Here is a 26198-nt window from a genome sequence, read left to right on the forward strand (position 1 = left end):
TCATAACAAACACCCATCTACTAATATAAAATCGGATGCAACTCAATAAAAAGAGTTTGACAAAAAATCCTTGCTTTAAAAGGAAATTTACTTTTTTTCAAACACCACGCTAAGATTCAATAACTTGTATATTTGAATGAGAGAAAAACCCTCTCATTTATGCATATACATATATCTAAAATTCTTAAAAAATATACCATAAGCTTATTCAAACTCTATATCCATATAAAATGCTACTAAAACATTAATCTCATTGTATAACACTTTTAAGGTTGCAAAATGAAAATTCTCTTTGACACGAATCTCATAACTGCAAATCGTCTTCGTGCTTTCAAAAAAAGGAGTGCTTATGCAGACTTCTTGCTAAAAATTGTTGCCTCTGAATTAGGGTCTCGTCTTACAATGATTAATCGCAATTTTAATGATGCTGTGGAATTACATGGTACAACTGGTGTTGTTAGTCGTGCTTGTTTAGCAACAGGAAAAATTCTCCGTATGAAACGTGTAGAAACAAGCCAAGAATTTTCTTTCGCTGACGAAGAAATCGTTGAAGCACCCTTGGATGAACTTCCTTTAGCACCTAAATCAATGGATCTGATATTATCACCATTAAATCTGCATATCATTAATAATGTACCAAAGATTCTCGTTGAAATTCATCGCTCTTTAAAACCCGGAGGGTTATTTTTAGCTGCGATCCCAGGAGTTGGAACACTTACTGAGTTACGTCAAGCTCTTTTAAAAGCAGAAACAGAAATTAACAGCGGTACTAGCCCACGGGTTATTCCATTTGCAGACGTAAAAAGTATTGGAGATCTCATGCAACAAGCTGGATTTAGTATGCCTGTTGTCGATCAAGAAATTTATCCCGTATATTATAATTCTCTCTTTCAATTAATCAACGATCTGCGAATGATGGGAATGAGCAATCCTCTTGTTGCACGCAGCCGAAAACCTGTTAGAAAATCTTTCTTTTTACGCGCTGCTGAACTTTATGAAAAACAAAAAATCAACTTAGACGAGCGCATAGTCGCTACTTTTTCTATTATTTATGCAAGTGGTTGGTCATCTTAAGACTTAAGACTTTCCTTGATTCTTTATAGAAAAGCAATTCAGGTCATAAAAAAGAATATAGAATGTCTTAAAGGCTGATGCGATAAAAGCCTAAAGCAATATATATTAAGATTATGTTTTTTATTCAAAGCAATATCCTATTTTCTGATTAGAAACTCTAGAGAGTCGCCGAAGGCTATTTTCGGTTTTCTCTCCAGCTAATTCTTCTAATTTTTTAGGAAATACAAACTGCAAAAGAGGACCTTCTTGGTTCACTTTTCGAATATAAATATACTTGAGAATATCAGGCATTGATGCTGTAAAAAAATAAATAACACGCAAAATACCCCCCAATAACTTAGCTAGATAGACCAAACGTGGTTTAGCAATGCCAGTTAATGGCATCAAAACATCATGATCTTTTATACCTTTTTGTCGATAATAATTAACAAGCTCAATATAAGCACGACCGGCATGCGTGATTCCTATAAACAGGAGACAAGACATCATAATATCCAATCCACCAGAAGAAACATATCTGAAACAAGAATGCCCTTGAATATTTGATAAAAGACAAAACACTTTACGATATCGTGCTTCTTCATCGGTTTCTTGTATATCAAAGAAAGGCATTATTTTGCCTGTCCACTCTACAAGATCATGCGAATATTGTGGAGCATAGGTATACAAAGAACACAAATACTCTGCCTCTAACAGCAAAGGATCACGTTTACGCTCACTTTCAGAAAGTTGAGAATATATATAACCTTCTCGTATACCAAACGAAGAAAAAGATACTGCAGAAGGTTCCATAATTTCAATAATTTCTTTCATTATCAATGCACCAAAAGGTAACAACGAACGCCTGTTTTTAGAAATTTTCTTCCACGCAGGTAGTTTTTTAAATTTTCCCAGGATAATATCGTTTAAAAATTGATATGTCTGATGAAAGTCAATTTCATATCCATGAATCACAGGTAATGGATAATTATTGATATATAAATGTAATCTAGCAACAGCACGCCAAGTACCACCAACAGCATAAAAAACTTCTTTTTATGATTTTTTAATAATACTACATTTTTTAAATATTCACGTACATAAGCACCAGCTTCAGACATCATGCCTTTTTCATAATGTTCTAAAAGAGGAATGCAACCTATTGGTAATGTTATTCCTCCTTTAACAAGATTGCCAACAATACCTGCCAAATCAAGAGAGCCACCACCAAGATCTCCAACGATACCGTCTTTAAGAGAATGATGTCCTGAAATTACTCCCATAGATGAATAAAAAGCTTCTTCTTGTCCAGAAAGAACTAATATTTTTTGTCCAAAAATATCTTCAGAACGACGAATAAACTCAATACCATTCAATGCATCGCGAACAGCTGCTGTAGCTAAAACAAAAACAGAAGTTACAGATAATTGACATAAAAGTGCTTTAAAACGCTTTAAGGCTTTTAAAGCACGCTTTATATTATTTTCTTCCATATAACCATTAAAAGAAATGCCCCGTCCTAAACCACACATAACTTTTTCATTATAAAATATGACAAGAACTCTATTTATATTTTCATAAATTACTAAACGAATTGAATTAGACCCGATATCTATAACTGATACAAGAGGGACCTTCTGAGAGTAACTATACCCTGCAGTAAAAAACATTAATCTGTGTTCCTATTGCGATCGCGTAAGAATTTAGCTACAAGTTTTGGAACCTTTGATTCCAAAGAATCTCCCATCCCTGAAAATCCTAAATTGTTCATAAAATATTCCTGAACACTAAAAGCTTCCTCATCTTCTTCTACTTCTAAACGTCTTGACATTCCTTCTGAAGAAATTTCATAACTCTGCTTATTATCAAGCAAATTGCCGAACATAATTTCTGAAACAACCTTTCTATGAACCAATGGATTACGAATAGGAACAAGAACCTCAACTCTCCTATCAAGATTACGTGGCATCATATCAGCAGACCCTATATAGGCAATAGCCTCTTCAGAAGGCAAACCATAACCGTTACCAAAACAAAAATACGACTATGTTCGAGGAAACGACCCACTATAGATTTTACTCTAATATTCTTAGATAGCCCTGAAACCTGTGGCCGTAAACAGCAAATACCACGGACCACCAAATCGATTTTTACACCAGATTCACTCGCTATATAAAGAGCATCAATAATTTCAGGATCTACCAATGAATTTAATTTCATCCATATACTAGCTAAACATCCAGAATGAGCATATTCGATCTCATCTTGAATATGCTTCAAAATGCGGGGTCGTAATGTGTACGGCGAGAAAGCAACAATCATCTCTTCTTCTGGTTTACTGTAACTCATAATAAAATTGAAAATATTAGTCATGTCATGAGCTATACTCTTATCACAGGTAAAAAAGGATAAATCTGTATAAACCTGTGCCACAACTGGATGGTAATTTCCTGTTCCGAAATGACAATAAGTCCGTAATTTTTTATCCTCACGTCGTACGACCATTGACATTTTTGCATGAATTTTAAGTGTAAAAACACCAAAAACAACCTTAACACCTGCCCGTTCAAGATCCCGTGCACAACGTATATTAGCCTCTTCATTAAAACGGGCCTTCAATTCAACAAGAGCCGTTACAGATTTTCCTGCTTCTGCTGCAACAATTAATGCGCGCACAATCGGACTATCATTAGAAGTTCGATATAATGTTTGCTTAATCACAAGAACATCAGGATCTTGTGCAGCTTGACGCAAAAACTGTACAACCATATCAAAAGATTCATATGGATGATGTATAATTATATCTTGTTCACGCATTGACGCAAAACAATCCCTACCATGTTTTCCTAAACAATCTGGAAAACGAGCATTATATTGTTTAAATTTTAAATCTTCACGAGGCAAACACGCTATCTCTGAAAGAGTATTAAGTGCTAATAATCCTGAGGAAACAGAAACATAGTTATCTGAAACAGCTAACTTCTTAACAAAAAACTGACGTAATCCTTCTGGCATTCCAGGATTAATCTCTATGCGAATTATTGAACCACATCGACGTTGTTCTAAAGCATTTTTAAAAAACAAAACCAAATTTTCTGCTTCTTCTTCAAATTCTATATCGCTACTATCTCTAATAATACGAAAAATACCAAAATCCTGTACATTATAACCAGGAAACAATTGGCCTATAAACAAAGAAACAACATCTTCCAAAGGAATATAACGGGTACCACTCTCATGATTTTGCAATTGTATAAATCTCGAAAGTGTCTTGGAGAGCTGTAATAATGCTATCTTTGGAATATCTTCACTATCACCGACAAGACGAATTCCCATCGAAAGAGCAAGATTAGGAATAAAAGGAAAATAATGAACACTATCTATTAATAGAGGTCTAAGAACAGGTAAAATAGATTTTTCAAATACCTTGGCAAGCCAACTACGATCTTCTAATGTAAGCTCTTCAAATCGAATAACAGTAATGCCTTCTTTTTCTAAGGATTTTCGTAACATAGAAAAGACAGCTTGCTGTTCATGCTGCAATATATCAATCTCATGCAATATATTATTTAATTGCTCAGCAGAGGTTTTCCCATCAGGACTCCTGACTGACTCACCTCGCTTTACTTGAGCTTCGAGACCTGCAACGCGTACCATAAAAAATTCGTCTAAATTCACTGCGGAAATTGAAAGAAATCTTACTCTTTCTAATAAAGGATGCGCTGTGTTAAACGTTTCTGCAAGAACTCTTCGATTAAACTGAAGCCATGATACCTCTCGATTAATAAAACGTTGCGAACTCATCCTAAGCTCTTCTCTACTATAAGACGAAATATCAAATTCATCATATTTCACTGTATGATCAGCCATAAGATTTGCCTTTTATTACATACAATTTTTTTAGCTTTAAAAGCTCATTCTATTAATAATACACTGAAATTAAAACTCCATTTAATCACAATTAACATTTTCTAATTTCATGAGTACTTCAGCTGCTAAAGAACGTGTTATAGCAACACCACGTGCCAATGCCATCTTATCCAAACTATCTACTAAGTTTTCAGCAGAAGCTAATGAACGCTCCATTCGTTGTACAATATATGCAATTACTCTCTCTTCAACAAAGAGCTGACGATCTGCAAACATCTTAACGATCACTCGTATCAAAAAATCCTCATCAGGTAAGCCTATCTTCACAACTGTTGCTGCTTGTAATCGAGAATATAAATCAGGCAAATGCACTGTCCATGATGATGGAAATGTCCTGGAAGTTATCAATAAACTTGAAGACTTTTGATAAACACTATTAATAATATGGAATAATTCTGTTTCATCAAAATTAACATGATCAGCATCTTCCAAAAGCGCTGGTCCTTGTGTAACAATAAATGCAGAATTTGATCCCTTTGTAGCATGAATTTTATGAGCTTTACTGATTTTACACCAAACATTGGCAATATAAGACTTGCCAGATCCACGTGGACCAACCAAAATCACTACAGATGAAGGCCAAACCGGCCAAGTATCAATAAGATGCACAGCTGCCTCAAGAGATTTTGAGATCAAAATCTCTTCACGACTAATATCATTAATACACGGAGGAAAAGCTAAAGGTAATTGTTTGTAATCTCTTCTTTGATATATATCTTCTTTAAGAGATGCTATCCTCTCATTTTTCATAATAAAATCCATAGATGATAGCCCCTTAAAAAATTATACAACTTTTAATTGAATACCCTTCAATACAAACATTAAAATCTATATTCCAATGTAAAGCACTTTAGTATGATATATGAAAGTGATAAACCAATATAAAAATTACATACAAACTCATTATAATTATATTATAAATAAATAAAAAGAATAAATAACAAATCATTTATGTGCTTGCATGAAGTCCATATATATTAAAAAACAGACCAGGCCTACAAGGAGTGATGCTGTGAGTGATCTAACCAAAAACAATCTGACATATCAGAATTCTGGAGTTAATATAAGTGCAAGCAATCTTATGTTAGAAAAGATAAAGCCGTTTATAAAATCTACCCAACGTTCAGGAGCCAATGGAGAAATTGGTGGATTTGGGGCATTATTTGACATAAAAGCTACTGGGTTTTCAGACCCTGTTCTTGTTGCCTCTAGTGATGGAATCGGAACAAAACTAAAAATTGCAACAGCAATGAATATGAACAGTACTGTTGGCATAGATCTCGTGGCTATGTGCGTAAATGATATCATAACTCATGGAGCTGAACCTCTATTTTTCCTTGATTATTTTGCAACTGGTAAACTTGATCCTGATCAAGGAGCTTCTATTATTAAAGGAATTACCATAGGTTGTTTTCAAGCAGGATGCGCTCTTATTGGTGGAGAAACTGCTGAAATGCCAGGCCTATATAATAATAATGATTACGATCTTGCAGGATTTGCTGTTGGAGCTGTAGAACGTAATCAAATTTTACCTTCTCATGATATTCATGAAAATGACGTCATTCTTGGACTTGCTTCTTCAGGGCTGCATTCAAATGGATTTTCATTGGTTCGTAATATTATTAACCTTTCCCAAGTGTCTTTGAAAGACCCATCACCTTTCTCTCCTCATCAAAGTCTAGGAGAAGCATTATTAACACCAACCCGAATTTATGTAAAATCTCTTCTTGCAGCGATAAAAAAAACCAACAAAATAAAAGCACTAGCACATATAACCGGTGGAGGTTTTACAGAAAATATTCCGCGTATTCTTCCTTCTCATTTAACAGCTGAAATAAATCTCAACTCTATAAAACCACAAAAGATTTTTTCTTGGTTAAAGAAAAAAGGGAATATTCTCAATTCTGAAATGTTACGCACTTTTAACTGTGGTATTGGAATGGCTGTTATTGTTGGACAAGATAATGCAACACGAATAACAAAAATTCTTGAAAGTGAAGGAGAAAGCGTAGTTCATCTTGGACAAGTTATACCCCGTAAGACTGAAATGCCTGAAATTCTCTATATAAATGAGTTATCAGTATGATTCGAAAAAATGTTGTTATATTTATCTCTGGTGAAGGTAGTAACATGCTCTCACTTATTAATGAGACAGAATTACCAGATTATCCGGCTAAAATTGTAGCAGTTTTTTCAGATAATATACATGCTCGTGGACTTATGAAAGCAAGAGAAAAAAATATTCCGACATATATATTCCCTCGTGAAAATAACGTGTCTCAAAAAGAACATGAAGAAAAAATCCTCAAAGAACTTAGTAATATAAAGCCTGATTTTATTTGCCTTGCTGGTTATATGCGGGTTTTAAGTAGCCATTTCATTTCTCATTATAAAGATCGAATACTTAATATCCATCCATCTTTGCTACCGCTATTTCCAGGCCTGCATACTCATCGTAGAGCTTTAGAAGCTGGGGTTAAAATTACAGGGTGTACTGTTCATATCGTAACCGAAGCTATAGACAATGGCCCCATTCTTGCACAAGCGGCAGTCCCTGTTTTTCCTGATGATACTCAAGAAAACCTTGCTTCCAGAGTACTTTTTGTAGAACACCGGCTCTACCCTTTAACTCTTAAATATATAGCAGATGAGAAACGAGTAATATATGAAAGAAAAAATCTTGGATACCTTTTGAGCATAAACTAATGTTTATAGACTATATTTTTAAAACTTTATCAATATTTAATCGATAGACATTAAGAAGAACAATCTGAGCAAATAATTTCCTTTCCTTCGCGTTGACGTAAAGAATCCGTCTTTACAATATTAATTTCACTCCATTGATTACTCAAAAATCCTAACATTTTGTATTGTAAAGAAATTACCGTTGTAACAGTAAATACTTTTGGATCAGCTACGCTTGGTAGAGGACCTGGATCTTTAGCATTGTTTGGCCAACCCCATTTTTGCACAGTTTGTTTATTATCATCAGTCCAATATCCATATACTTTGATGTCCATGTTACTAAAAGCATATGGAAGCATAATAGCTTTTGCCAACTTTTGCATACCCTTAAAGTATAACTGGCTAACATTTGTTTCTCTTGTACACATATCTGCCATAGAGCTTGAAATCTGTGTCACACGCTTTACTACAGAATAGAGATTTGTTATCTCGTACGTTCCTAAATAAATGATAACAAGTAAAGGAAAAATAATAGTCATTTCTATTGCACCAACGCCACTGCGACATTGGAACAAATGGAGTAAATTTTTTCTGCTTTTTATTTTCATAATATTATTTTCTTAGAAAGGTTCATTTTTAAATACCATAGTTGCCATTATGAGATAATCGCCTTCGCTCTTATCTGAGTGCTTAACTGTGGTCATATACTTGCGCATAATATCTAATGTAATTGGCCAATGATAAAACACTTGCATTTCATTAAGTGTAGAAGGGCCACCAGGCTTAAAACCAAAACCTGAAGTATCTATATCGCTATCAGGACTACTAGACTTTCGGGGTATCGTTAACTTTATATTGTCCATTGATGAAAGTTCTTGAACATTGATATAAAGATTATATGGATTACTGATTTCACTGCTAGAGCAAGAAATGAGGATTGATATTTGATCACAAAACTTTTGCCGAAATTGTGCTTCAGTAGTATTGCTCACTCTTAGATCACCCGTACGTATTTGACGACTTATTTCATATGTAGCGTTTTCAATAATTTGTTCTCCAATAAGAGCTATAGAAGTCTCAAATATAGCAAAAACAACTAAAAAATATGGGAAAGCAAGCAACGCAAATTCAAGAGCTGCAGCTCCATCTCGAGATAAAATTGACTGCATTACTTTTTTAAATAAATTTTTAATCATATATTTTAATTTAAATCCTTTAATAGTTGATCATATTTTAAAAATATTCATTAAATATTCGATTTAATGCGTTTTAAGCATGTTATATTCTCAATATAGTAATAGAGGAAATAAAAATTTTTCTTAAGCTAATACTTAAGAATTAAAATATGATATCAAGCTTTCAGAACTACCTATAATACTCAATTTTGTAATAACAAGATATATTTATAAGTGTTCTACACCCATAAAATGAATAAGAATTGCATTATCTTCTATAACAAGTTAATCCCTTTATAATATCTTCGGCAGTAATAACTCCAATAATAGCACCATTTTTAACAACACCTATTGATCCTGGCTGACGTGCCATTGCAGCAAGAATATTTATCAAAGGTTCTGACTTAACAGCCGTTCCTGTAATTTGACAAACATCAACAGGAATATCTTTCCGCATTACATCTCCTGCAATAAGCATATTAATTGGATTTAATTTTTCGACAAATGCAGAAACGTAATGATTAGCAGGACGGAGTATAATATCTTTAGGAGTACCACATTGGACAATGGAGCCGCCCTCCATCATAACAATACGATTTCCAAGACGAAAAGCCTCATCAAGATCATGACTAACAAAAATAATAGTTTTCTTAAGCTTTCTTTGAAACTCTAACAATTCATCTTGCAAGCGCACTCTTATCAATGGATCAAGTGAAGAAAATGGCTCATCCATAAGCAAAATAGGAGCACCAGTAGCAAAAGCACGCGCCAAACCTACACGCTGCTGCATACCTCCTGATAACTCTCTAACTTTACGATCAGCCCATTTTGTTAAATTCACTAATTCAAGTTGCTGATAAATTCTATTCTTACGCTCTCGGCTGGAGATACCCAACAACTCTAATCCTAATCCGACATTATCAGCTACTGTACGCCACGGAAAAAGAGCAAATTGCTGAAAAACCATTGAAACAGTATTCATACGCAAATGACGCAACGTCCTTGCATCTGTTGCATAAGGATTAACAAAACCTTTTTCAGTTGCAACCAAAACTTCACCACGAGTAACAGGAGCTAACCCATTTACAGAACGAAGCAACGTAGACTTACCAGACCCAGAAAGGCCCATCAAAACAAGGATTTCTTCTTTCTTAACTTCGAGACTAGCATTTATAACTGCTAACACCATGCCTGTTGACGTATCAATTTCGTCTCTAGTTGCACCCCCATCAATCATTTTCAAAGCTTTTCTTGGTCGAGAACCAAAAACAATATCGACCTCAGAAAACTTGACTGCATAATCACTCATACAGTATCTCTTACGCCCACAATACTAAACATACGATCAAGAATAATCGCCAAGATTACAATACAAAAGCCAGCCTCAAAACCTTTTCCAATATCTACAGTATTAAGCGCACGCAATACAGGAACTCCCAATCCATCAGCGCCAACAAGAGCTGCTATTACAACCATTGACAAAGATAACATAATCGTCTGAGTCAGAGCAGCCATAATTTGTGGAATAGCAAATGGCAACTCGACTTTACGAAAAACTTGACCTGGAGTAGCCCCAAATGCAAGAGCAGCTTCAGTTAGATCCGGAGGTGTTGAAATGACTCCTAATCGAGTAAGGCGAACAGAAGCCGGTATTGAAAATATAATCGTTGCAATTAGACCTGGAACCATTCCAAGACCAAAAAGCACTAACACAGGTATGAGATAAACAAACGTAGGAATAGTCTGCATCAAATCAAGACTTATCCGTACAATCGCATACAACCACTTTCGACGTGCAGAAAGAACGCCAAGAGGAACTCCTATTGCCATAGACATAAAAGTAGAAACCAAAACAAGAGCTAAAGTTTCAGTAGTTTCCTTCCAATACCCTTGATTTATAATCAACAGCAAGCCCATAGCAGTAAAAAGTGAAACTAATATACAACGCCTCATAACAAAAGTTATACTAGAAATAATAATAGTAGACACTAAAGGATTAGGCCATTGTAATATAAATAAAAGAGAGTTTATAATTTTTAGCAAAAAAAATGAAAGTTGCTCAAAAAAAAATCCATAATTGTTAGATAACTTATCGAAAACTAACCTAACATAATCTCCTAATGGAAGGTGCGTTTTGGCAATCCAGTTCAAACTTTCAATAACCACTGTAAACACAACTACCTTAAATCCAAAATCTATGTTTAATCTAGTAAAATTTCAATATTTAATCTTGCAACTTTTTCTTTACAGAAGCAAGATCATAATTTCCTTTAATATCTACTACTCCAGAAAGCCAGCTGTCTAATATTTTAGTATTGTTACTGAGCCACTTTTTCCCAGCAATTTTTGGGTCTTTCTTTTTATTAAGAATCTCATCCATAATTTCATTTTCCATTTTCAGAGAGAAAGTAAGATTTCTAAGAAATTGAGCAACATTAGGACACTCTTTCAAATAATCCGAACGCACTACTGTATATACAATTGCTTCGCCAAAATTAGGACCAAAATATTCATCTCCACCAGTTAAATAATTTATTTTAAAATTAATGTTCATAGGATGAGGCTCCCAAGCCAAGAAAACTATCGGCTGATTATCTCTTTCAGAACGCATAACCTGTGCCAACATCCCTTGCTCAGATGATTCTACAAGATGAAAACCTTTAAGGTTGAATTTATTTTTAGCAATCATATCCAAAATGTGAGTATTACCATCATTCCCTGGATCAATACCATATATATTTCCCTTTAACGCATCTTTATGAAGCGATATGTCCTTAAAATCCTTTATACCTAAGGAAACTGCAGCTGCATTAACTGCAAGTGTGTATTTCGCTCCTTTAAGATTTTCATGAACAACCTCAATAGATTTATCAAGAATATATGGCTTAATGTGTGAAGACATGGAAGGAATCCAATCACCCAAGAATACATCTATTGTTTTATCTTTTAAGGACTTGAAAGTAATCGGCACAGAAAGCAATTTAATATCTGTATGATATCCTAATGCTTCCAAAACAATAGAAGCCAAACTTGTGGTAGTAGAAATATCTGTCCAACCAACATCTGAAAAACGCACTGAAGTACACTTTTCAGACTCTATTGAAAAAGCATTCGAAGCCATGAAATAAAAAAGTAGACTCCATATAATGTTTTTTTTCATAAAATAATTGTTTAAATTAACAATAAACATGAACCACTTTCAATTTAAAACCATTTCTATTTATAAACCTTACTCATCTACTAATCTTTTTTAAATCTGAATTCAAGTTTTATTAATGTAATAAAAAGATTAACTGTAAATCTTATTGCGTATGAATTATGAATATTATCAAATCAACATACCCTTTGAATTATTTTTTTGTTCTTGAATGTTATTCATAACAACGCACTACCGAAATCTTATTAAGAATGTTACTATTTCCAACAAAAATATAGCTTTTTACTTAATTTTAAGCGTTAATTACAAAAATCGCAAAAGAGAAGACCTTTTTTTATTAGAAAAAGATTTATTGTCTGTTTTTAACAGTACTTTCTTAAAAAGATACGCATTTTTTAAATAAATCTTTTATAAAAAATTTATTTTTCCTTAGCAGGCTAAATTTATAGTAATTTTTCTTGCTTCAATTATAAAATAGCTTATTCTTTAAAAAACGTGCTAAGACTCTATGGAGCATTTGGCTATGACACGGTATTTCAATTTGAAAAATAGACTTGAAATTACAGCGCCCAGATGAACAAAGAGATGTAGTTCTCTATTTACCTGATGAAATCTATTTATAGATGATTACTCTTCAAAGGCATGAAGTAACTAGTATAATTTCTCTAAAGAAAAGATGGCATATCTACTGAAGGGAAAGGCCATGAGATTAAACCAGAACCCTTTTCGTTATACTGATACCACTCCTCCACCAGTAGACCATAAGCCTCTAGAATATAAAGAAGTAATTACAAAAGCAAAAGAAAAATTTAAACGTGGTAAAGATCCAATAGCCGATCATGAACAAATTCTAAAATTACTGAATTCACAAAAGGATCGAGCAGAATTAACAATGTGTCCTGATGTTGACCGAAATGATAAGAGTCGTGTTTGTAAACCGGGCTCAGTAAAAGTGTCAGGACGACGTCAAATTGAAATATATTCTCGTCTTATACACCTGTTGATCATATACAAGGCATTCTTCGAGATGAAATCGATGCTTTTGATGGTTTTTTATCCCATGCATGGGCAGTTACTGTTACTGGCGCTCCGAAATTATCGGCTATTCGTTTTCTTGAATCGCACGGAAAAAGTCCTCGTTCCTGGTATGGAGGTGTTATTGGTTGGATTGATTTTAATAGAAACATGAATACGGGTCTAACATTACGAACAATGCATATCAAAAATGGCATAGCAGAGGTACGTGTTGGAGCGACTTTGCTCAGCGATTCCAATCCCGATAAAGAAGAAACCGAAACTGAGTTAAAAGCTTCTGCTCTTCTATCAGCAATAAGAAATGACATTCCTAAAAGTAACATGAATTCTGAAACACATAAACCCGGAAAAGGATTACGGATACTTTTTATTGATCATGAAGATAGCTTTGTTCATACTCTTGCAAATTATTTTCGACAAACAGGCGCAGAAGTCTTAACTATTCGAACGCCAATATCTCAAGAGATTCTGAATATATTTTCTCCTCATTTATCAGTTTTATCTCCTGGCCCTGGCATGCCTGATGATTTTAACTGCAAGACAACCATAAACATGTTACGGCAAAACAAGATACCTATCTTCGGAGTATGTCTTGGTTTACAAGCCATTGCAGAGGCTTATGGTTCTAAACTTCGTTATCTTCCTGAACCTATACATGGCAAACCCTCAACGATTTATGTTCAAAATCCAGGTATTGTATTTGCTGGACTCAACAACAAGATAACAGTAGGACGTTATCATTCAATTTGTATTGACCCCGATACATTACCGAAAGAATTTATCGTCACTGCAAAAAGCGAGGATGGAACAATAATGGGAATTGAACATATTAATGAGCCTATCTCTGCTGTTCAATTTCATCCCGAATCAATCATGACACTTGGAGACAATGCTGGTATGCTTATGATAAGAAATATAGTCTCTAACATCACAATAAAAAATACTTATCCTGATTCATTATGATAGTTAATAATAACAACATTATCTTAAAACTTGCATTCATTGGAATACCAGTATCAATATTAGTTACAAGCCTAAAGTTCTTAGCATGGTATCTTACAGGTTTTGTCTCATTACTTTCTGATAGCTTAGAATCAATTATTAATATTGCTACAGCACTAATAACCTATTTTACTATAAGATATGCACAACAGCCAGCTGATAATAATCATCCTTTTGGTCATCAAAAAGCAGAATACATTGCAGCTGTTGTAGAAGGTATCCTAATTATTGCAATAGCATTCATGATACTCCAGGAAGTATGGTTCAATACTGTAAAGACCTCAATCTCAGAAACACCTATAATTGGTTTAACAATAACAATCTTTGCAAGCGTAATTAATTTTTTTTGGGGATATTTTCTTATTAAAACTGGGAAGGAAAAACGCTCACCTGCTCTCCAAGCAGACGGGCAACATATAAATTCAGATGTACTTACATCAATAAGTATAGTTTTCGGGTTGATTATAGTTATGGTAACCGGCTACACTATAGTTGATCCTATCATAGCGACTATGGTGGCCATTCATATCTGTTATCAAGGTTGCAAATTAGTATATGATTCTATCAAAGGACTGATGGATAGTGCTGTAGATCCAGAGCTTGAAGAAAAAATTAGAAAAACAATTGCAGCTCATGCTATTGGATCACTTGGAGTTCATGATCTCAAAACACGGCAAGCAGGTGCACTTTTTTTCGTTGACTTTCATTTAGTTGTACGCTCTGATATGACAGTTGCAAACGCACATAAAATTTGTGATCGTTTGGAAAAAGCTATAGAGAATTCTACACCAGGAGCAATGATAGCAATACATATTGAACCGGAAAGCGAAAAAGCTCATGGAATTAACGTTGCATTACCAAAAGTTTTAGATCATGCATAAGAAAGATACACCTAGTTTATCCATACTTGGAGAAAAAACAACTTTTAGTGACAGCCCTGAAACTGCATTGCTTGAGAAAATACCATCAACTTACAAGGAATTATGTTATGTAGTACGTTTTACAGCTCCAGAATTTACGTCACTATGTCCTGTAACCAGTCAACCAGATTTTGCATACATTATTATAGATTATGTTCCTAATAAATGGCTTGTAGAATCCAAATCTTTTAAACTATTTCTAACTTCTTTCCGCAATCATCGTGCATTCCATGAAGATTGTTCACTCTATATTGCCCAAAGACTGGTAACATTACTTGAACCACAATGGCTTCGTATATGTGCATATTGGTACCCACGCGGAGGCATTCCTATTGATGTCTTTTGGCAAACCTCTTCTCCTCCAAAAGGGGCATTAATTCCTGATCCAGGAGTTCCAACATATCGTGGTAGAGGTTGATTTAATATTTCAATAATTCTTCGCAAGCAATGTGTTGCTTACTCTTTAAGTGCTAATGTGCATGAAATTTTATCTAAAACAGCATTCACAAACTTCGGCTCTTCTTTATTAAAGAAAGCATGGGCTATTTCAACATATTCAGAAATCACAACAGCTGCTGGAATAGTTGTACATTCCAGTAATTCAAAACATCCTGCACGAAGTATAGCCCTTATAATTAAATCTAGTCTAGATAGAGACCACCCCTCTGCCAAAGAAGAAGTAACCAATGAATCAATTTTCTTCTGATTATTGACAACTCCATGCATTATCTTACGGAACCATCCAGTATCTGCCTTCAAATAAATATCGCCGTCTATTTCTTGTCCAAAGCGATATTTCTCATATTCCGCTATTACTTCTAATACACCATACCTACCTATATCCATCTGATACAAAGCCTGCACAGCGAAAAGGCGAGCAACCCCTCGTTGATTAGCGGTTTTAAAAAGAAACCTATCGTCTTCCATATCATTAATTTACTGACATAATTGTTTCTTTAATTCAATCATTTTCAATGCAGCACGAGCAGCAAAACCTCCTTTGTCTAACTGCAAACAACTAACACGAGCCCACGCTTGTTCTTCATTATCTACCATAACAATCCCATTCCCAACGGCTAAACATTTACTAACAGAAAGAGTTATTAGCCCACGAATCGATTCACGAGTTATAATATCAAAATGAGATGTTTGCCCCTTAATAACAACACCTAAAACAATAAAACCATCATATTGAATATCTTTATTATGTTTTGCATTCACTGCCATACTAACTGCTGCTGGAATTTCTAAAACACCAGGAACCGTTACTATATCAAAAATTGCATTAACGCTGTCAAGAACTGAAATAGCCCCTTTAAGCAATTCAGTAGATAATTGATTATAAAAACGTGCTTCTATTAATAGAAGTCGTAAATCAGAAGTTGCTCCATTATTAAAATTCCTTAAAGGCATATAACATCACTTTCTCAAATACAAAGTATAATCTAAAAAATTACATTTTACATGAGCACTAATTTTTAAAAGATTATTAAATATTATTATTATGCTCCAATAGCCTAGAAATGTATCTAGCAATAGTATCAACCTCTAAGTTAACAAAATCACCTTTTTTTCTTATTTTCCAAGTTGTTACTTTAAGCGTATGCTGAACTAATAATACATCAAAAGAACTTTCGTTGAGGCTATTAACAGTTAATGATGTTCCATCAAGAGCTACAGATCCTTTAACAGCAATAAATTTTTCTAAATATTTTGGTATTCTTAAACGACAACGAATAGCATCTCCTTCAGCATCCATAAAAATTATCTTTGCAACGCCATCCACATGACCTAGCATAATATGCCCTCCCAATTCATCCTCAATTTTAAGAGAGCGCTCTAAATTAATTTGATCCCCTACACGCCACGAGCTTACTGTCGTTCTATCAATTGCCTCCTGCCAAACTTCTACTTCATACCAATTCTTAGAAGAATCTTTTGATGCAACAGAAGTAACAGTAAGACACACGCCAGAATGCGCTATTGAAGAACCTACTTTAATGCAAGAAACATCATAAGCTGTTTCAACACGTAATCTTATACCTTTATTTATTGGAATAACTTCTATAAGTTGTCCTATATCTGTAACAATTCCTGTAAACATTGTCTTCGCCTTGAGTATTCCACACAATCATCAGAACCGAAAGAATCACATCGAATTTTTTCAAATGTTTTTTCAATCTTATCTATACAAATCGGCGATGGTATACCTTGATTCCCAATAATTTTTTTTGATTTATAAAGTATAAGAGTATCAACAAGATCTAATTTTAAAAAAGAGTGTGCTACCTTTGCCCCACCTTCTACGAGTAAAGAAGTAATACCATGTTCTACTAACATAAAAAGTAATTTTTTAATATCATAGCAATTGCAATAAAGAATATTTATACCTTCTTTTTCCAGATCAACAATGGACTTACTATTATTACTAGAGGTAACAACTATAACTGGAGACAACGATAACGTCTTTACTAGTTTAGAGGTTTTCGGTAACTCCAAACGTGGATCCAGAATAATACGAATAGGAGAACGTGACTCAAGACCATTTAATCTACATGTTAGTTCAGGGTCATCAATTAATGCTGTACCTATGCCTACTAAAATAGCATCTGAATGAGCCCTAACAATATGCGACTGTGCGTTAGCAATATCTCCTGTAACAGGAAAATTTCCAACATTTCGAAGACCAATCATATTATCGGCTGATACTGCCAACTTTAATGTAACATGAACGCGTTTTTTTAGCTGGCGAATTAAATACGCATCTAAAACATGATAAGCTTCTTGCTGCAAGATTCCTTCTTCAACAATAATTCCTGCTTGTGATAACATTAACAACCCACGACCTGATACACGTCTATCAGGATCACGAATACACACAACAACACGAGCTACTTTTGCATTTATAAGAACCTGAGCACAAGGAGGGACTTGACCATAATGAGAACAGGGCTCTAAGCTAACATAAACAGTTGCCCCTACAGCATTTTCTCCTGCTTCAGAAAGAGCTTGAGTCTCGGCATGAGGCCGACCATTAAAAGCTGTAATAGCTTTTCCAACAACCACATTATCTTTTACGATCAAACAACCAACACAAGGGTTAACAGATGTGAGACCCATTCCCCAACGAGAAAAGCGTAATGTAGCAGCCATAAATTTTTGGTCAATTAACGATATAGACATTTTAAATTTCTAAAAAATCTCTTTCCTATACAAAACACCATTATCATATTTATATAATCTGAATAACTTTACCTTTAAAATAAATATTAAAACTCCCTTATAGTCATCAAGATTACAAACCATGACAGGACTTCAAATATTAACTGAATATAGTATAAAAAATTTTACTTAATCAAGATAATCATAGATAGGAAAAGCTTTTATAAGTTCATTGACTTTATTACGAATATCATTTTCTAAATATTCATAAGCTTTATCAGAAACGCTTGATATTCCAAGAACAACCTCAGCGATAAGATCAGCAAGATATTCAAACTCTGCTTCTTTAAACCCTCTCGTTGTTGCTGCTGGAGATCCCAATCGAATACCAGAAGTAACATAAGGCTTTTCTAAATCAAATGGGATACTATTCTTATTGCACGTAATATACACACGACCAAGAGCAGCTTCTACTGCTTTACCTGTAAGATTCTTATTTTTTAAATTCACCAAAACAATGTGGTTATCCGTATCACCAGACACAATATTAAAACCATGGACCTTGAGTTTTTTAGCAAGAGTTTTAGAATTCTTTACAACCTGAGAAGTATATTCTTTGAATTCAGGACGCAACGCTTCCTTAAACGCTACAGCTTTAGATGCAATGATATGCATAAGTGGACCACCTTGTAATCCAGGAAATATAGCAGAATTAATCTTTGCAGCTAATTTCTCATCATTCGTCATAATCATACCTCCACGTGGACCACGCAAGGACTTGTGGACTGTAGTAGTGACTACATGAGCATGTGGTATTGGTGACAAATGTTGTCCACCAGCAACAAGACCAGCAATATGAGCCATATCAACTACAAAATAGGCTCCTACAATATCTGCAATCTTACGAAAACGTTGCCAATCCCAAAAACGAGGATAAGATGAACCGCCTGCCATAATAAGCTTAGGTTTTGATTTAATAGCTAAATCCTCAATTTCATCCATATCAAGAATATGGTTATCCCTACTCACACTATATGGAACAACATCAAACCACTTCCCAGACAGATTAACTGGTGCACCATGTGTCAAATGCCCACCGGAATTGAGATCGAGGCCCATAAACTTATCACCAGGATTTAAAAGCGCCAGGAAAACAGCTTGATTCATTTGCGAACCAGAATGCGGCTGAACATTAACAAAATTAACATCAAATAATTTTTTTGCACGCTCAATTGCCAAATCTTCAATAACATCAATATAATGGCATCCACCGTAATAACGCTTCCCAGAATAACCCTCAGCATATTTATTAGTCAAAATAGAACCTTGTGCCTCCAAAACAGCACGAGAAACTATATTTTCTGATGCAATCAATTGTATCTCCTGACGTTGCCGGTCCAACTCTTGACCAACAATAGAAAATATATCAGGATCAACTTGTGCAAGAGATTTATTAAAAAAATCCCATGTATTTAATGAACTCATAAAATATCATCCTAATATCTAAATAGAAAAATTAACCTTAATCTTTGATACAAATAAACCACAATTAAATCACCAATAAACGAAAACAGCTTAGAAGGGCACATTAAAAAATACAATACCCTATGCCGTGTTGAAATAGATTATCTATTAATTTGATAAAAAATCCTCTTCAGGGATAGGCTTGCGGGGTATAGAACTATTTGGTGCTAACGAGTTTCCATCTAGATTATAAATATCTTCTCTAAGTTGTACAACATGATCTTTGGAAGACCATGCAGATATATAAACAAAATGAATTGGAACCTTATTAGCAAGTTTAATAGGTGTATTGACACGACTTTCTATAACGCGCTCCATTCTCTGACGTGTCCAACCAGGAGTTTTACTAAGAAGCCAAACATTAAGATCTCTCACATTACTCACGCGCACACATCCAGATGTCTCAAAACGCATAATCTTATTAAACAAACCTCGCTGTGGAGTATCATGCATATAAACAGAATAAGGATTCATAAAATTTATCTTAGTGGAAGACATGGCATTTATCTTGCCTGGATCTTGACGAAACATCAGATTTGGTGCTTTAGGGGCATTCCAATCAATTTGTTCTGGAGGAATCTCAACTCCTTTATTGTTAACCAGACGAATATTGTTGCGTTTTAAATAAGTTGGATCTTGACGCATAAGTGGCATAATATCTTTTTGCACAATCGAACGCGGTGCAACCCAAAAAGGATTGAGGATCACTTGATAGATTTCTGAATTCAAAATAGGAGTTTGACGGTCTATTTTACCAACTATTGCAGTATTGCGTAATACTACCGATCCATCTTGAACTGCTTCTATATAAGCAGCAGGTATATTGACCATAACATAACGTTGACCAAGGTTCCCTGATACCAAAGCCTGAAGACGAGCATAATTCTTATTCAACTGCTGCAAACGAATTTCTGCTGGAATATTCATAGCCTGAATTGTCGATTCTTCAAGAATACCGTCTGCCAGTAACCCATGTCGTGCTTGAAAATTCCTTACAGCTCCATCAACATAAGAATCGAATGCTGAAGAAATACCTACCCTTTTATCAAGATCATATGACAAAATTAATCTTTCACGTAAAACCTGAACGGAAGGATCAACATCGCCAATACGCAAAGAGCGTGGTATTACCACCTGTGGCCACCCACCTCTATTAGTAATATCCTGATAAACAAAAATCGCCTGTTGAAGATTAGCAAGAGTAGCCTCACTTAAAACAGGAGTATTGGAATTGATCTTCGCAGTTATACGGGAAAATCGAGAATCAAATTGGTCTCCCCAATTTGCACGACCCCCATCATTTACAACTGCATCCAAAACTGTTTGCGCAAAAGAAGGAACTGACAAACCTGCTAAACCCAATGATGCTGCAGACTGCATAAAAAGACGGCGCGAAACACGTTTAGAACAATCTTTTTTCTTACAATCCATTTCTATACTCATTTTTACACCCTAAAAAATGGACTCCTTTAAAAGAATCACACCAATAAGTGTCTACTTTATAAAGTAGACATAATCTACTAATTTTAATTATATATATGTCAACATATAGACACGCTTAAGAACATATTATATTATCACTCTTAATTATGGTATAATTTTATATATCGTTTAAAGGCGGTATAAAATTTGATCATTCCAGAAACGATCAAGGCGCTGTAATAATTTATTGATTTCAATAAAATTATTAACATCAAGACCTCCAACCTTATGAATAGAGGTAATATGTCTTTCATAAAGTTTAGCAACAGTTTCAGCTATCTCCTGCCCAGGCTTAGTAAGACTAATCCGCACAGAGCGCCTATCTATACGCGAGCGCTGATGATTAACAAATCCTAGATCAACTAACTTCTTTAAATTATACGATACATTCGATCCCAAGTAATAACCTCGTGAACGCAACTCACCAGCAGTTAACTCAGAATTACCAATATTAAAAAGTAAAAGCGCTTGTACCGCATTAATATCACTACGGCCTTGACGTTCAAATTCATCCTTAGTAACATCTAAGAGGCCTCGATGTAATCGTTCAATAAGATTTAAGCATTCCATGTAAAGGAATCTAATATTATTATTGTTCTTATCCTCTACAACAGACATTACCTTTGATTGGACTCTGGTCTTCATAATATATGCCTCTTCTTCTAATGTCGTTAGTGTAATCCGACTCTTCTAAAGAAGAAGCATATCTAATATCTATCAAATTCTAATTAAAAGTCAGCCTTAATATCTTGTTACTATCATAATGTTTTTCAGTTACAGTAAATTTATTGTTAGAGATCCGTGTTTAATATATTTTAATTGCTTTTTTGATGTGCTAATAAAAAGCGCATGCTCAAATATAAGACCAAAATTAAAAGGTGCATAAGACAGAGTACATAATTATATCCAAAAATGTTTGGAAAAATTAAATACATGATTATCTGTATAACAGCTGAGAGCAACCATATAACTGGTCCCCAGGATACTGTAAGCCATAATCCTACTGAAGAAACAGGGAATAAAACACTAAGGCTAGCAACTGCTGTTTTCCAAGGAGTAGGCAATAAATCAAAACGCCGATATCCTTCAAATGAATACCCTACTGCCATTTTCCAATAATATAATGTAAAAATAAAAGAAATAATGGAAACAATCCGAAGAAAAAAAATAAATATCATTTCAATACGTGTAAGCTGTAGTGTACTCATAGTATTAATTAAGAAAAAATATTAAACAAGTTTAACTCCCCATTAGAGAGACAATGACTATTTTACACTATATAACATGAAGTCATTTTATATCTCAAGAGAAAGGAACATAACCAAAAAAGATGTCCTATACTAGTAATACTCTTAATAAAAATATTGACTATCTCAGAATGCGAAGAAATCGCAAATCTGATTGGATACGAAGGCTTGTGTGTGAGAATCATCTTACTGTTAACGATCTTATTTTACCTGTCTTTATTGTCTCTGGAACAAATGTTATCGAACCAATCCATTCTATGCCTGGAGTTAACCGTATGAGTATCGATAACACAATAGAAATCGCCAAAAAGGCATCTGACTTAGGAATACCAGCAATCGCTATATTTCCTAATATTGAGATAGAGCTTCGTGATGATACCGGTTCTCATAGTTTAAGATCTGATAATATACTGAACAAAGCTATATCTGCTATAAAAAAAGCAGTTCCAAATATAGGAATCATCACTGATGTGGCACTGGATCCATTTACAAGTCATGGACACGATGGAATCTTATATAAAGATGAAATTATTAACGACAAAACTGTGGAAATAATCTCACGTGTAGCAGTAATACAAGCTGATGCTGGTGCAGATATTATTGCTCCTTCAGAAATGATGGATGGAAGAGTCCAAGCAATCCGAAGAGCTCTTGACAAACACGGACACACAAATGTTGGGATTATGTCCTATACTGCTAAATTTAATTCAGCTCTCTACGCCCCTTATCGAGAGGCAATTTCCACGCAGCAATTATTAAAAGGCAATAAAGCAACTTATTATATAGACTCAGCCAACATATCGGAAGCAATCCGTGAAGCTGCCATAGACATGCAAGAGGGAGCTGATATGTTCATTGTTAAACCAGGTCTACCATACCTTGATATTTGCAATCAAATAAAAAAAACCTTTGGTCTTCCAACATTTGCATATCAAGTTTCAGGCGAATATGCTATGATTCGAGCAGCTAGTCTTAATGGATGGATTGACGAAAAAAAGGTTCTCATGGAAACACTGCTCGCTTTTAAACGATCGGGTTGTGATGGTATTTTTACTTATTTTGCACTTGAGGCTGCTCATATACTTTTACATCCATAGATAAATATCAACATTAAAAACAATGTAATTATTAAATTAAGAACCTTTTAAAGCAAAAGCTTTTACTAGAAAAAATTATCTGAACGTGGGAAGCCTTTTGGAGCAAGCTGTCCAACAGCACCACGATTGCCTATCCATTGCAACAATTCTTCTTTAGATCGATGAAATGAACGACCAGCACTATCTAACCACGTAAGACCCTTGGTTATATCAAAACAATATGCAATAGAAACACCTCCGTCTTTACAATTCTGAAGACGAACACCTTTACCTCGCAGCATTTCAGGAATTTGTTCTAATGGGAAAATGAGAAGTTTACGATTTTCAGAAATGATAGCAACATGATCACCTTTTACAGGAATAATGAATTTGATTTCATTAAATGATGAAACATTAAAAACTTGTTTACCTTTGCGTGTATTTGCAATTATTTTAGATTCTTGGACAACAAAACCATTTCCATTCGTAGCAACAATCAATAGCTTACGAGCTCCGTCATGAACAAAAGCAGTAACAATATCCTGATCATTCTCCATATCTACTAAAATTCTTATAGGCTCTCCATGACCACGACCACTAGATAGTTTACTTGCTACAAGAGTATACGCCTTACCTCCTGTTGAAAACATCAAAATTTTATCAGTAGTATATGCTGGAAAAGCAAGCTTTAACTCATCTCCTTCTTTAAAAGTTAGCATAGAAACATCTATTGAATGCCCTTTTAGTACACGAATCCAACCTTTTTGAGAAATAACAACTGTTATTAACTCCTTCTCAAGCATCGCATGATGGATCACTTCTTTATTGGTTTTTTCAGTCTCAATTAACATCGTACGACGCTTTCCAAGTGCCGTAGATTTAGAAAAAGTTTTTTTACTTCATTAATTTCATGTGCTATTTTTTTCCATTGCTGATCCTCAGAACTTAAAAGCACTTCAATAGTAATTTTTTCTTCAGTTAATTTATTAAACTCTGATTTGATCTCAATCTCTTCTAATTTACGTAATGAACGCAATCTCATATTAAGAATAGCTTCTGCTTGATTTTGATTAAGAGAAAATCTTTTCATGATGAGAGGCTTTGGCTCATCCTCTTCACGAATAATAGAAATTATTGTATCCATATTTAAATAAGCAACTAGAAAACCCTGGAGTATTTCTAAGCGTTTATCAATCGCTACCATACGAAATCGTGATCGACGACACAACACTTCCCGGCGATGTGCCAACCATTCCTTCAGAACTTTATCAAGAGACATAACCTGAGGAACTCTTCCCATTGATAGAACATTCATATTTAATGGAAAGCGACTCTCTAATTCTGTCAACATAAACATTGACTCCATTAAAAGTGCTGGATCTACTGTACGACTCCTGGGAATTAATACAACACGCAAGTCCTCGGCCGATTCATCGCGAATATCTTCTAATAAAGGCAATTTTTTAGATACCAATAATTCCGCTATCTTTTCGATTAATCTTGATTTCTGTACCTGATATGGAATCTCAGTAACCACAATGCACCAGGAACCACGACCAAGATCCTCAATATTCCATTTACAACGGACACAAAATCCTCCTCTCCCAGTACGATAAGCCTCTACAATACTCTCATGACTATTAATCACAAGACCTCCTGTTGGGAAATCTGGGCCTGGAATAAGTTCAGTAAGACTTTCTAATGATGCATTTGGTTGATCAATCAATAATAATGCAGCTTCACAAATTTCATAAACATTATGCGGTGGTATAGAAGTAGCCATACCGACAGCAATACCAGAAGAACCATTCGCTAAAAGATTAGGGAACTTTCCTGGAAGTACAATTGGCTCAGAATCTTCTTCATTATACGTAGAGCGAAAATCAACGGCATCTTCATCGACACCTTGCAATAGCAAAGCAGCTACTTCAGTCATACGTGCTTCAGTATAACGATAAGCCGCAGCACTATCACCATCAATATTTCCAAAATTGCCTTGCCCATCAATGATTGGATATCGTTGAGAAAAATCTTGAGCTAAGCGTACTAAAGCATCATATATTGATTGATCTCCATGAGGATGGAACTTACCGATAACATCGCCTACAATCCGAGCACTTTTTTTAAAAGAGGAATTAAAATTCAAACCCATCTCATTCATTGCATGAACAATTCGTCGATGAACAGGTTTAAGCCCATCTCGCACATCAGGAAGAGCACGGTGCATAATTGTTGATAAAGCATATGCAAGATATCTTTCCTCAAGTGCTTCCTGCAAGGAAACAGACTTTATATTCTCTTTATTTGTATTATTCAGAGAAGACATATCATCAACGCTCATAAAATTATCGTTATCAACGAGTAGATTAGCTTAAAAATTAAATATATACTATTTGAATATTCTTTCTCTTCTAAAAAGACTATTCAACTCAAAAACAATATAGTTAAAAATATAAGGTCTAATAGCTATTTTTTTAACTATTTCTCTTTCTAGCATAATCTATCTTTTAAAGATCCTAATCCTCACTTAATAATCCAAAAGAGATTTTTTATCTTTTTCAAATATCATAGAACATTATATTCTTATTCTTTAATGATAGAAATATCAAAAAATGCCAAAAAAATAAATTGTTGTTTAATTAATAATAGCTATTTTTATTATTAAAACTATCCAATCCGTTAGGCTATTATAAGATAAACTTACTTAATGTAGCAATGAACGTAGAAAACTTCTAATTAACACATATATA

At 34.4% G+C, this 26198-nt stretch carries 22 protein-coding genes and 3 pseudogenes; 7 read left to right on the plus strand and 18 right to left on the minus strand.

The features are described from left to right. Positions 1-279: 279 nt before the first annotated feature. Complete coding sequence (locus tag B488_RS05205; RefSeq protein ID WP_015273486.1) at positions 280-1074, plus strand: methyltransferase domain-containing protein; 795 nt, start codon at positions 280-282, stop codon at positions 1072-1074. Between the two features lie 120 nt (positions 1075-1194). On the opposite strand, the gene B488_RS07445 is transcribed toward B488_RS05205, so the two are convergent. The 4 genes and pseudogenes from B488_RS07445 to B488_RS05220 form a co-directional block, all read right to left on the minus strand. Next, on the minus strand, positions 1195-2049 hold the full coding sequence (locus tag B488_RS07445; RefSeq protein WP_081583176.1) for a Ppx/GppA phosphatase family protein: 855 nt from the start codon (positions 2047-2049) through the stop codon (positions 1195-1197). Beyond that, positions 2025-2723 (minus strand): Ppx/GppA phosphatase family protein, encoded by a 699-nt coding sequence (locus tag B488_RS07450; protein ID WP_051012127.1) that lies wholly within the window; start codon positions 2721-2723, stop codon positions 2025-2027. Before B488_RS07450 ends, B488_RS07445 begins: the two co-directional genes overlap by 25 nt. Beyond that, positions 2723-4923, minus strand: a pseudogene (locus B488_RS05215) (RNA degradosome polyphosphate kinase). Before B488_RS05215 ends, B488_RS07450 begins: the two are co-directional and overlap by 1 nt. An 81-nt stretch (positions 4924-5004) precedes the next feature. Next, positions 5005-5733 carry a P-loop NTPase family protein gene (locus tag B488_RS05220; RefSeq protein ID WP_051012170.1) on the minus strand — a complete coding sequence of 243 codons (729 nt, stop codon included), beginning with the start codon at positions 5731-5733 and terminating at the stop codon, positions 5005-5007. Positions 5734-5995: 262 nt separating this feature from the next. On the opposite strand from B488_RS05220, the gene purM reads away from it, so the two are divergent. Next, positions 5996-7069 (plus strand): phosphoribosylformylglycinamidine cyclo-ligase, encoded by a 1074-nt coding sequence (gene purM / locus B488_RS05225; protein WP_015273490.1) that lies wholly within the window; start codon positions 5996-5998, stop codon positions 7067-7069. Beyond that, a complete protein-coding gene (gene purN / locus B488_RS05230) occupies positions 7066-7689 on the plus strand; it encodes a phosphoribosylglycinamide formyltransferase (protein ID WP_015273491.1) in 624 nt (207 codons plus the stop codon). Before purM ends, purN begins: the two co-directional genes overlap by 4 nt. Positions 7690-7739: 50 nt before the next feature. On the opposite strand, the gene B488_RS05235 is transcribed toward purN, so the two are convergent. The 5 genes from B488_RS05235 to choX all read right to left on the minus strand — a co-directional run bounded on the left by B488_RS05235 (position 7740) and on the right by choX (position 12003). Continuing rightward, complete coding sequence (locus tag B488_RS05235) at positions 7740-8276, minus strand: TadE/TadG family type IV pilus assembly protein (RefSeq protein WP_015273492.1); 537 nt, start codon at positions 8274-8276, stop codon at positions 7740-7742. Positions 8277-8288: 12 nt separating this feature from the next. Next, positions 8289-8864, minus strand: coding sequence for a TadE/TadG family type IV pilus assembly protein (locus B488_RS05240; protein ID WP_015273493.1), 576 nt, complete (start codon positions 8862-8864; stop codon positions 8289-8291). Between the two features lie 247 nt (positions 8865-9111). After that, positions 9112-10152 carry a choline ABC transporter ATP-binding protein gene (choV, locus tag B488_RS05245; protein ID WP_015273494.1) on the minus strand — a complete coding sequence of 347 codons (1041 nt, stop codon included), beginning with the start codon at positions 10150-10152 and terminating at the stop codon, positions 9112-9114. Beyond that, on the minus strand, positions 10149-10994 hold the full coding sequence (gene choW, locus B488_RS05250) for a choline ABC transporter permease subunit (protein WP_041771152.1): 846 nt from the start codon (positions 10992-10994) through the stop codon (positions 10149-10151). Before choW ends, choV begins: the two co-directional genes overlap by 4 nt. Before the next feature lie 73 nt (positions 10995-11067). Continuing rightward, a complete protein-coding gene (gene choX / locus B488_RS05255; protein WP_051012172.1) occupies positions 11068-12003 on the minus strand; it encodes a choline ABC transporter substrate-binding protein in 936 nt (311 codons plus the stop codon). Positions 12004-12498: 495 nt separating this feature from the next. Between choX and B488_RS07045 the strand changes: the two are divergent. The 3 genes and pseudogenes from B488_RS07045 to queF all read left to right on the plus strand — a co-directional run. Further along, positions 12499-13998, plus strand: a pseudogene (locus B488_RS07045) (anthranilate synthase component I); the annotation flags it as partial. Then, a complete protein-coding gene (locus B488_RS05265) occupies positions 13995-14918 on the plus strand; it encodes a cation diffusion facilitator family transporter (RefSeq protein ID WP_015273499.1) in 924 nt (307 codons plus the stop codon). The pseudogene B488_RS07045 and the gene B488_RS05265, both read left to right, overlap by 4 nt. Continuing rightward, the gene (gene queF, locus B488_RS05270) at positions 14911-15375 is read left to right on the plus strand and encodes a preQ(1) synthase (protein ID WP_015273500.1); all 465 of its coding nucleotides are present in this window, start codon (positions 14911-14913) and stop codon (positions 15373-15375) included. Before B488_RS05265 ends, queF begins: the two co-directional genes overlap by 8 nt. 38 nt (positions 15376-15413) lie before the next feature. Here queF and nusB read toward each other — a convergent pair whose 3' ends face one another. From nusB to B488_RS07360, 8 genes are all read right to left on the minus strand, one after another. Continuing rightward, positions 15414-15884, minus strand: coding sequence for a transcription antitermination factor NusB (gene nusB / locus B488_RS05275; RefSeq protein ID WP_015273501.1), 471 nt, complete (start codon positions 15882-15884; stop codon positions 15414-15416). Between the two features lie 9 nt (positions 15885-15893). After that, complete coding sequence (locus B488_RS05280) at positions 15894-16370, minus strand: 6,7-dimethyl-8-ribityllumazine synthase (protein WP_015273502.1); 477 nt, start codon at positions 16368-16370, stop codon at positions 15894-15896. A gap of 76 nt (positions 16371-16446) precedes the next feature. Then, positions 16447-17061 (minus strand): riboflavin synthase, encoded by a 615-nt coding sequence (locus tag B488_RS05285; protein WP_015273503.1) that lies wholly within the window; start codon positions 17059-17061, stop codon positions 16447-16449. Then, a complete protein-coding gene (gene ribD, locus B488_RS05290; protein ID WP_015273504.1) occupies positions 17034-18140 on the minus strand; it encodes a bifunctional diaminohydroxyphosphoribosylaminopyrimidine deaminase/5-amino-6-(5-phosphoribosylamino)uracil reductase RibD in 1107 nt (368 codons plus the stop codon). The genes B488_RS05285 and ribD overlap by 28 nt, the downstream gene beginning before the upstream one ends. Positions 18141-18308: 168 nt before the next feature. Next, positions 18309-19604, minus strand: a complete 1296-nt coding sequence (glyA, locus tag B488_RS05295) for a serine hydroxymethyltransferase (RefSeq protein ID WP_015273506.1) — start codon at positions 19602-19604, stop codon at positions 18309-18311. A 147-nt stretch (positions 19605-19751) separates the two neighbouring features. Further along, the gene (locus B488_RS05300; protein ID WP_015273507.1) at positions 19752-21086 is read right to left on the minus strand and encodes a L,D-transpeptidase family protein; all 1335 of its coding nucleotides are present in this window, start codon (positions 21084-21086) and stop codon (positions 19752-19754) included. A gap of 168 nt (positions 21087-21254) precedes the next feature. Continuing rightward, the gene (ldtR, locus tag B488_RS05305) at positions 21255-21770 is read right to left on the minus strand and encodes a transcriptional regulator LdtR (protein WP_015273508.1); all 516 of its coding nucleotides are present in this window, start codon (positions 21768-21770) and stop codon (positions 21255-21257) included. Positions 21771-21940: 170 nt separating this feature from the next. Continuing rightward, positions 21941-22333 carry a DUF6163 family protein gene (locus B488_RS07360; RefSeq protein ID WP_041770772.1) on the minus strand — a complete coding sequence of 131 codons (393 nt, stop codon included), beginning with the start codon at positions 22331-22333 and terminating at the stop codon, positions 21941-21943. A gap of 122 nt (positions 22334-22455) precedes the next feature. Between B488_RS07360 and hemB the strand changes: the two genes are divergently transcribed. Then, a complete protein-coding gene (gene hemB / locus B488_RS05315; protein ID WP_015273510.1) occupies positions 22456-23469 on the plus strand; it encodes a porphobilinogen synthase in 1014 nt (337 codons plus the stop codon). 65 nt (positions 23470-23534) lie between these two features. Here hemB and parC read toward each other — a convergent pair. Beyond that, positions 23535-25774, minus strand: a pseudogene (gene parC / locus B488_RS05320) (DNA topoisomerase IV subunit A). Positions 25775-26198: the final 424 nt, after the last annotated feature.

The organism is Liberibacter crescens BT-1 (assembly GCF_000325745.1).
Taxonomy (GTDB): Bacteria; Pseudomonadota; Alphaproteobacteria; order Rhizobiales; family Rhizobiaceae; genus Liberibacter; species Liberibacter crescens.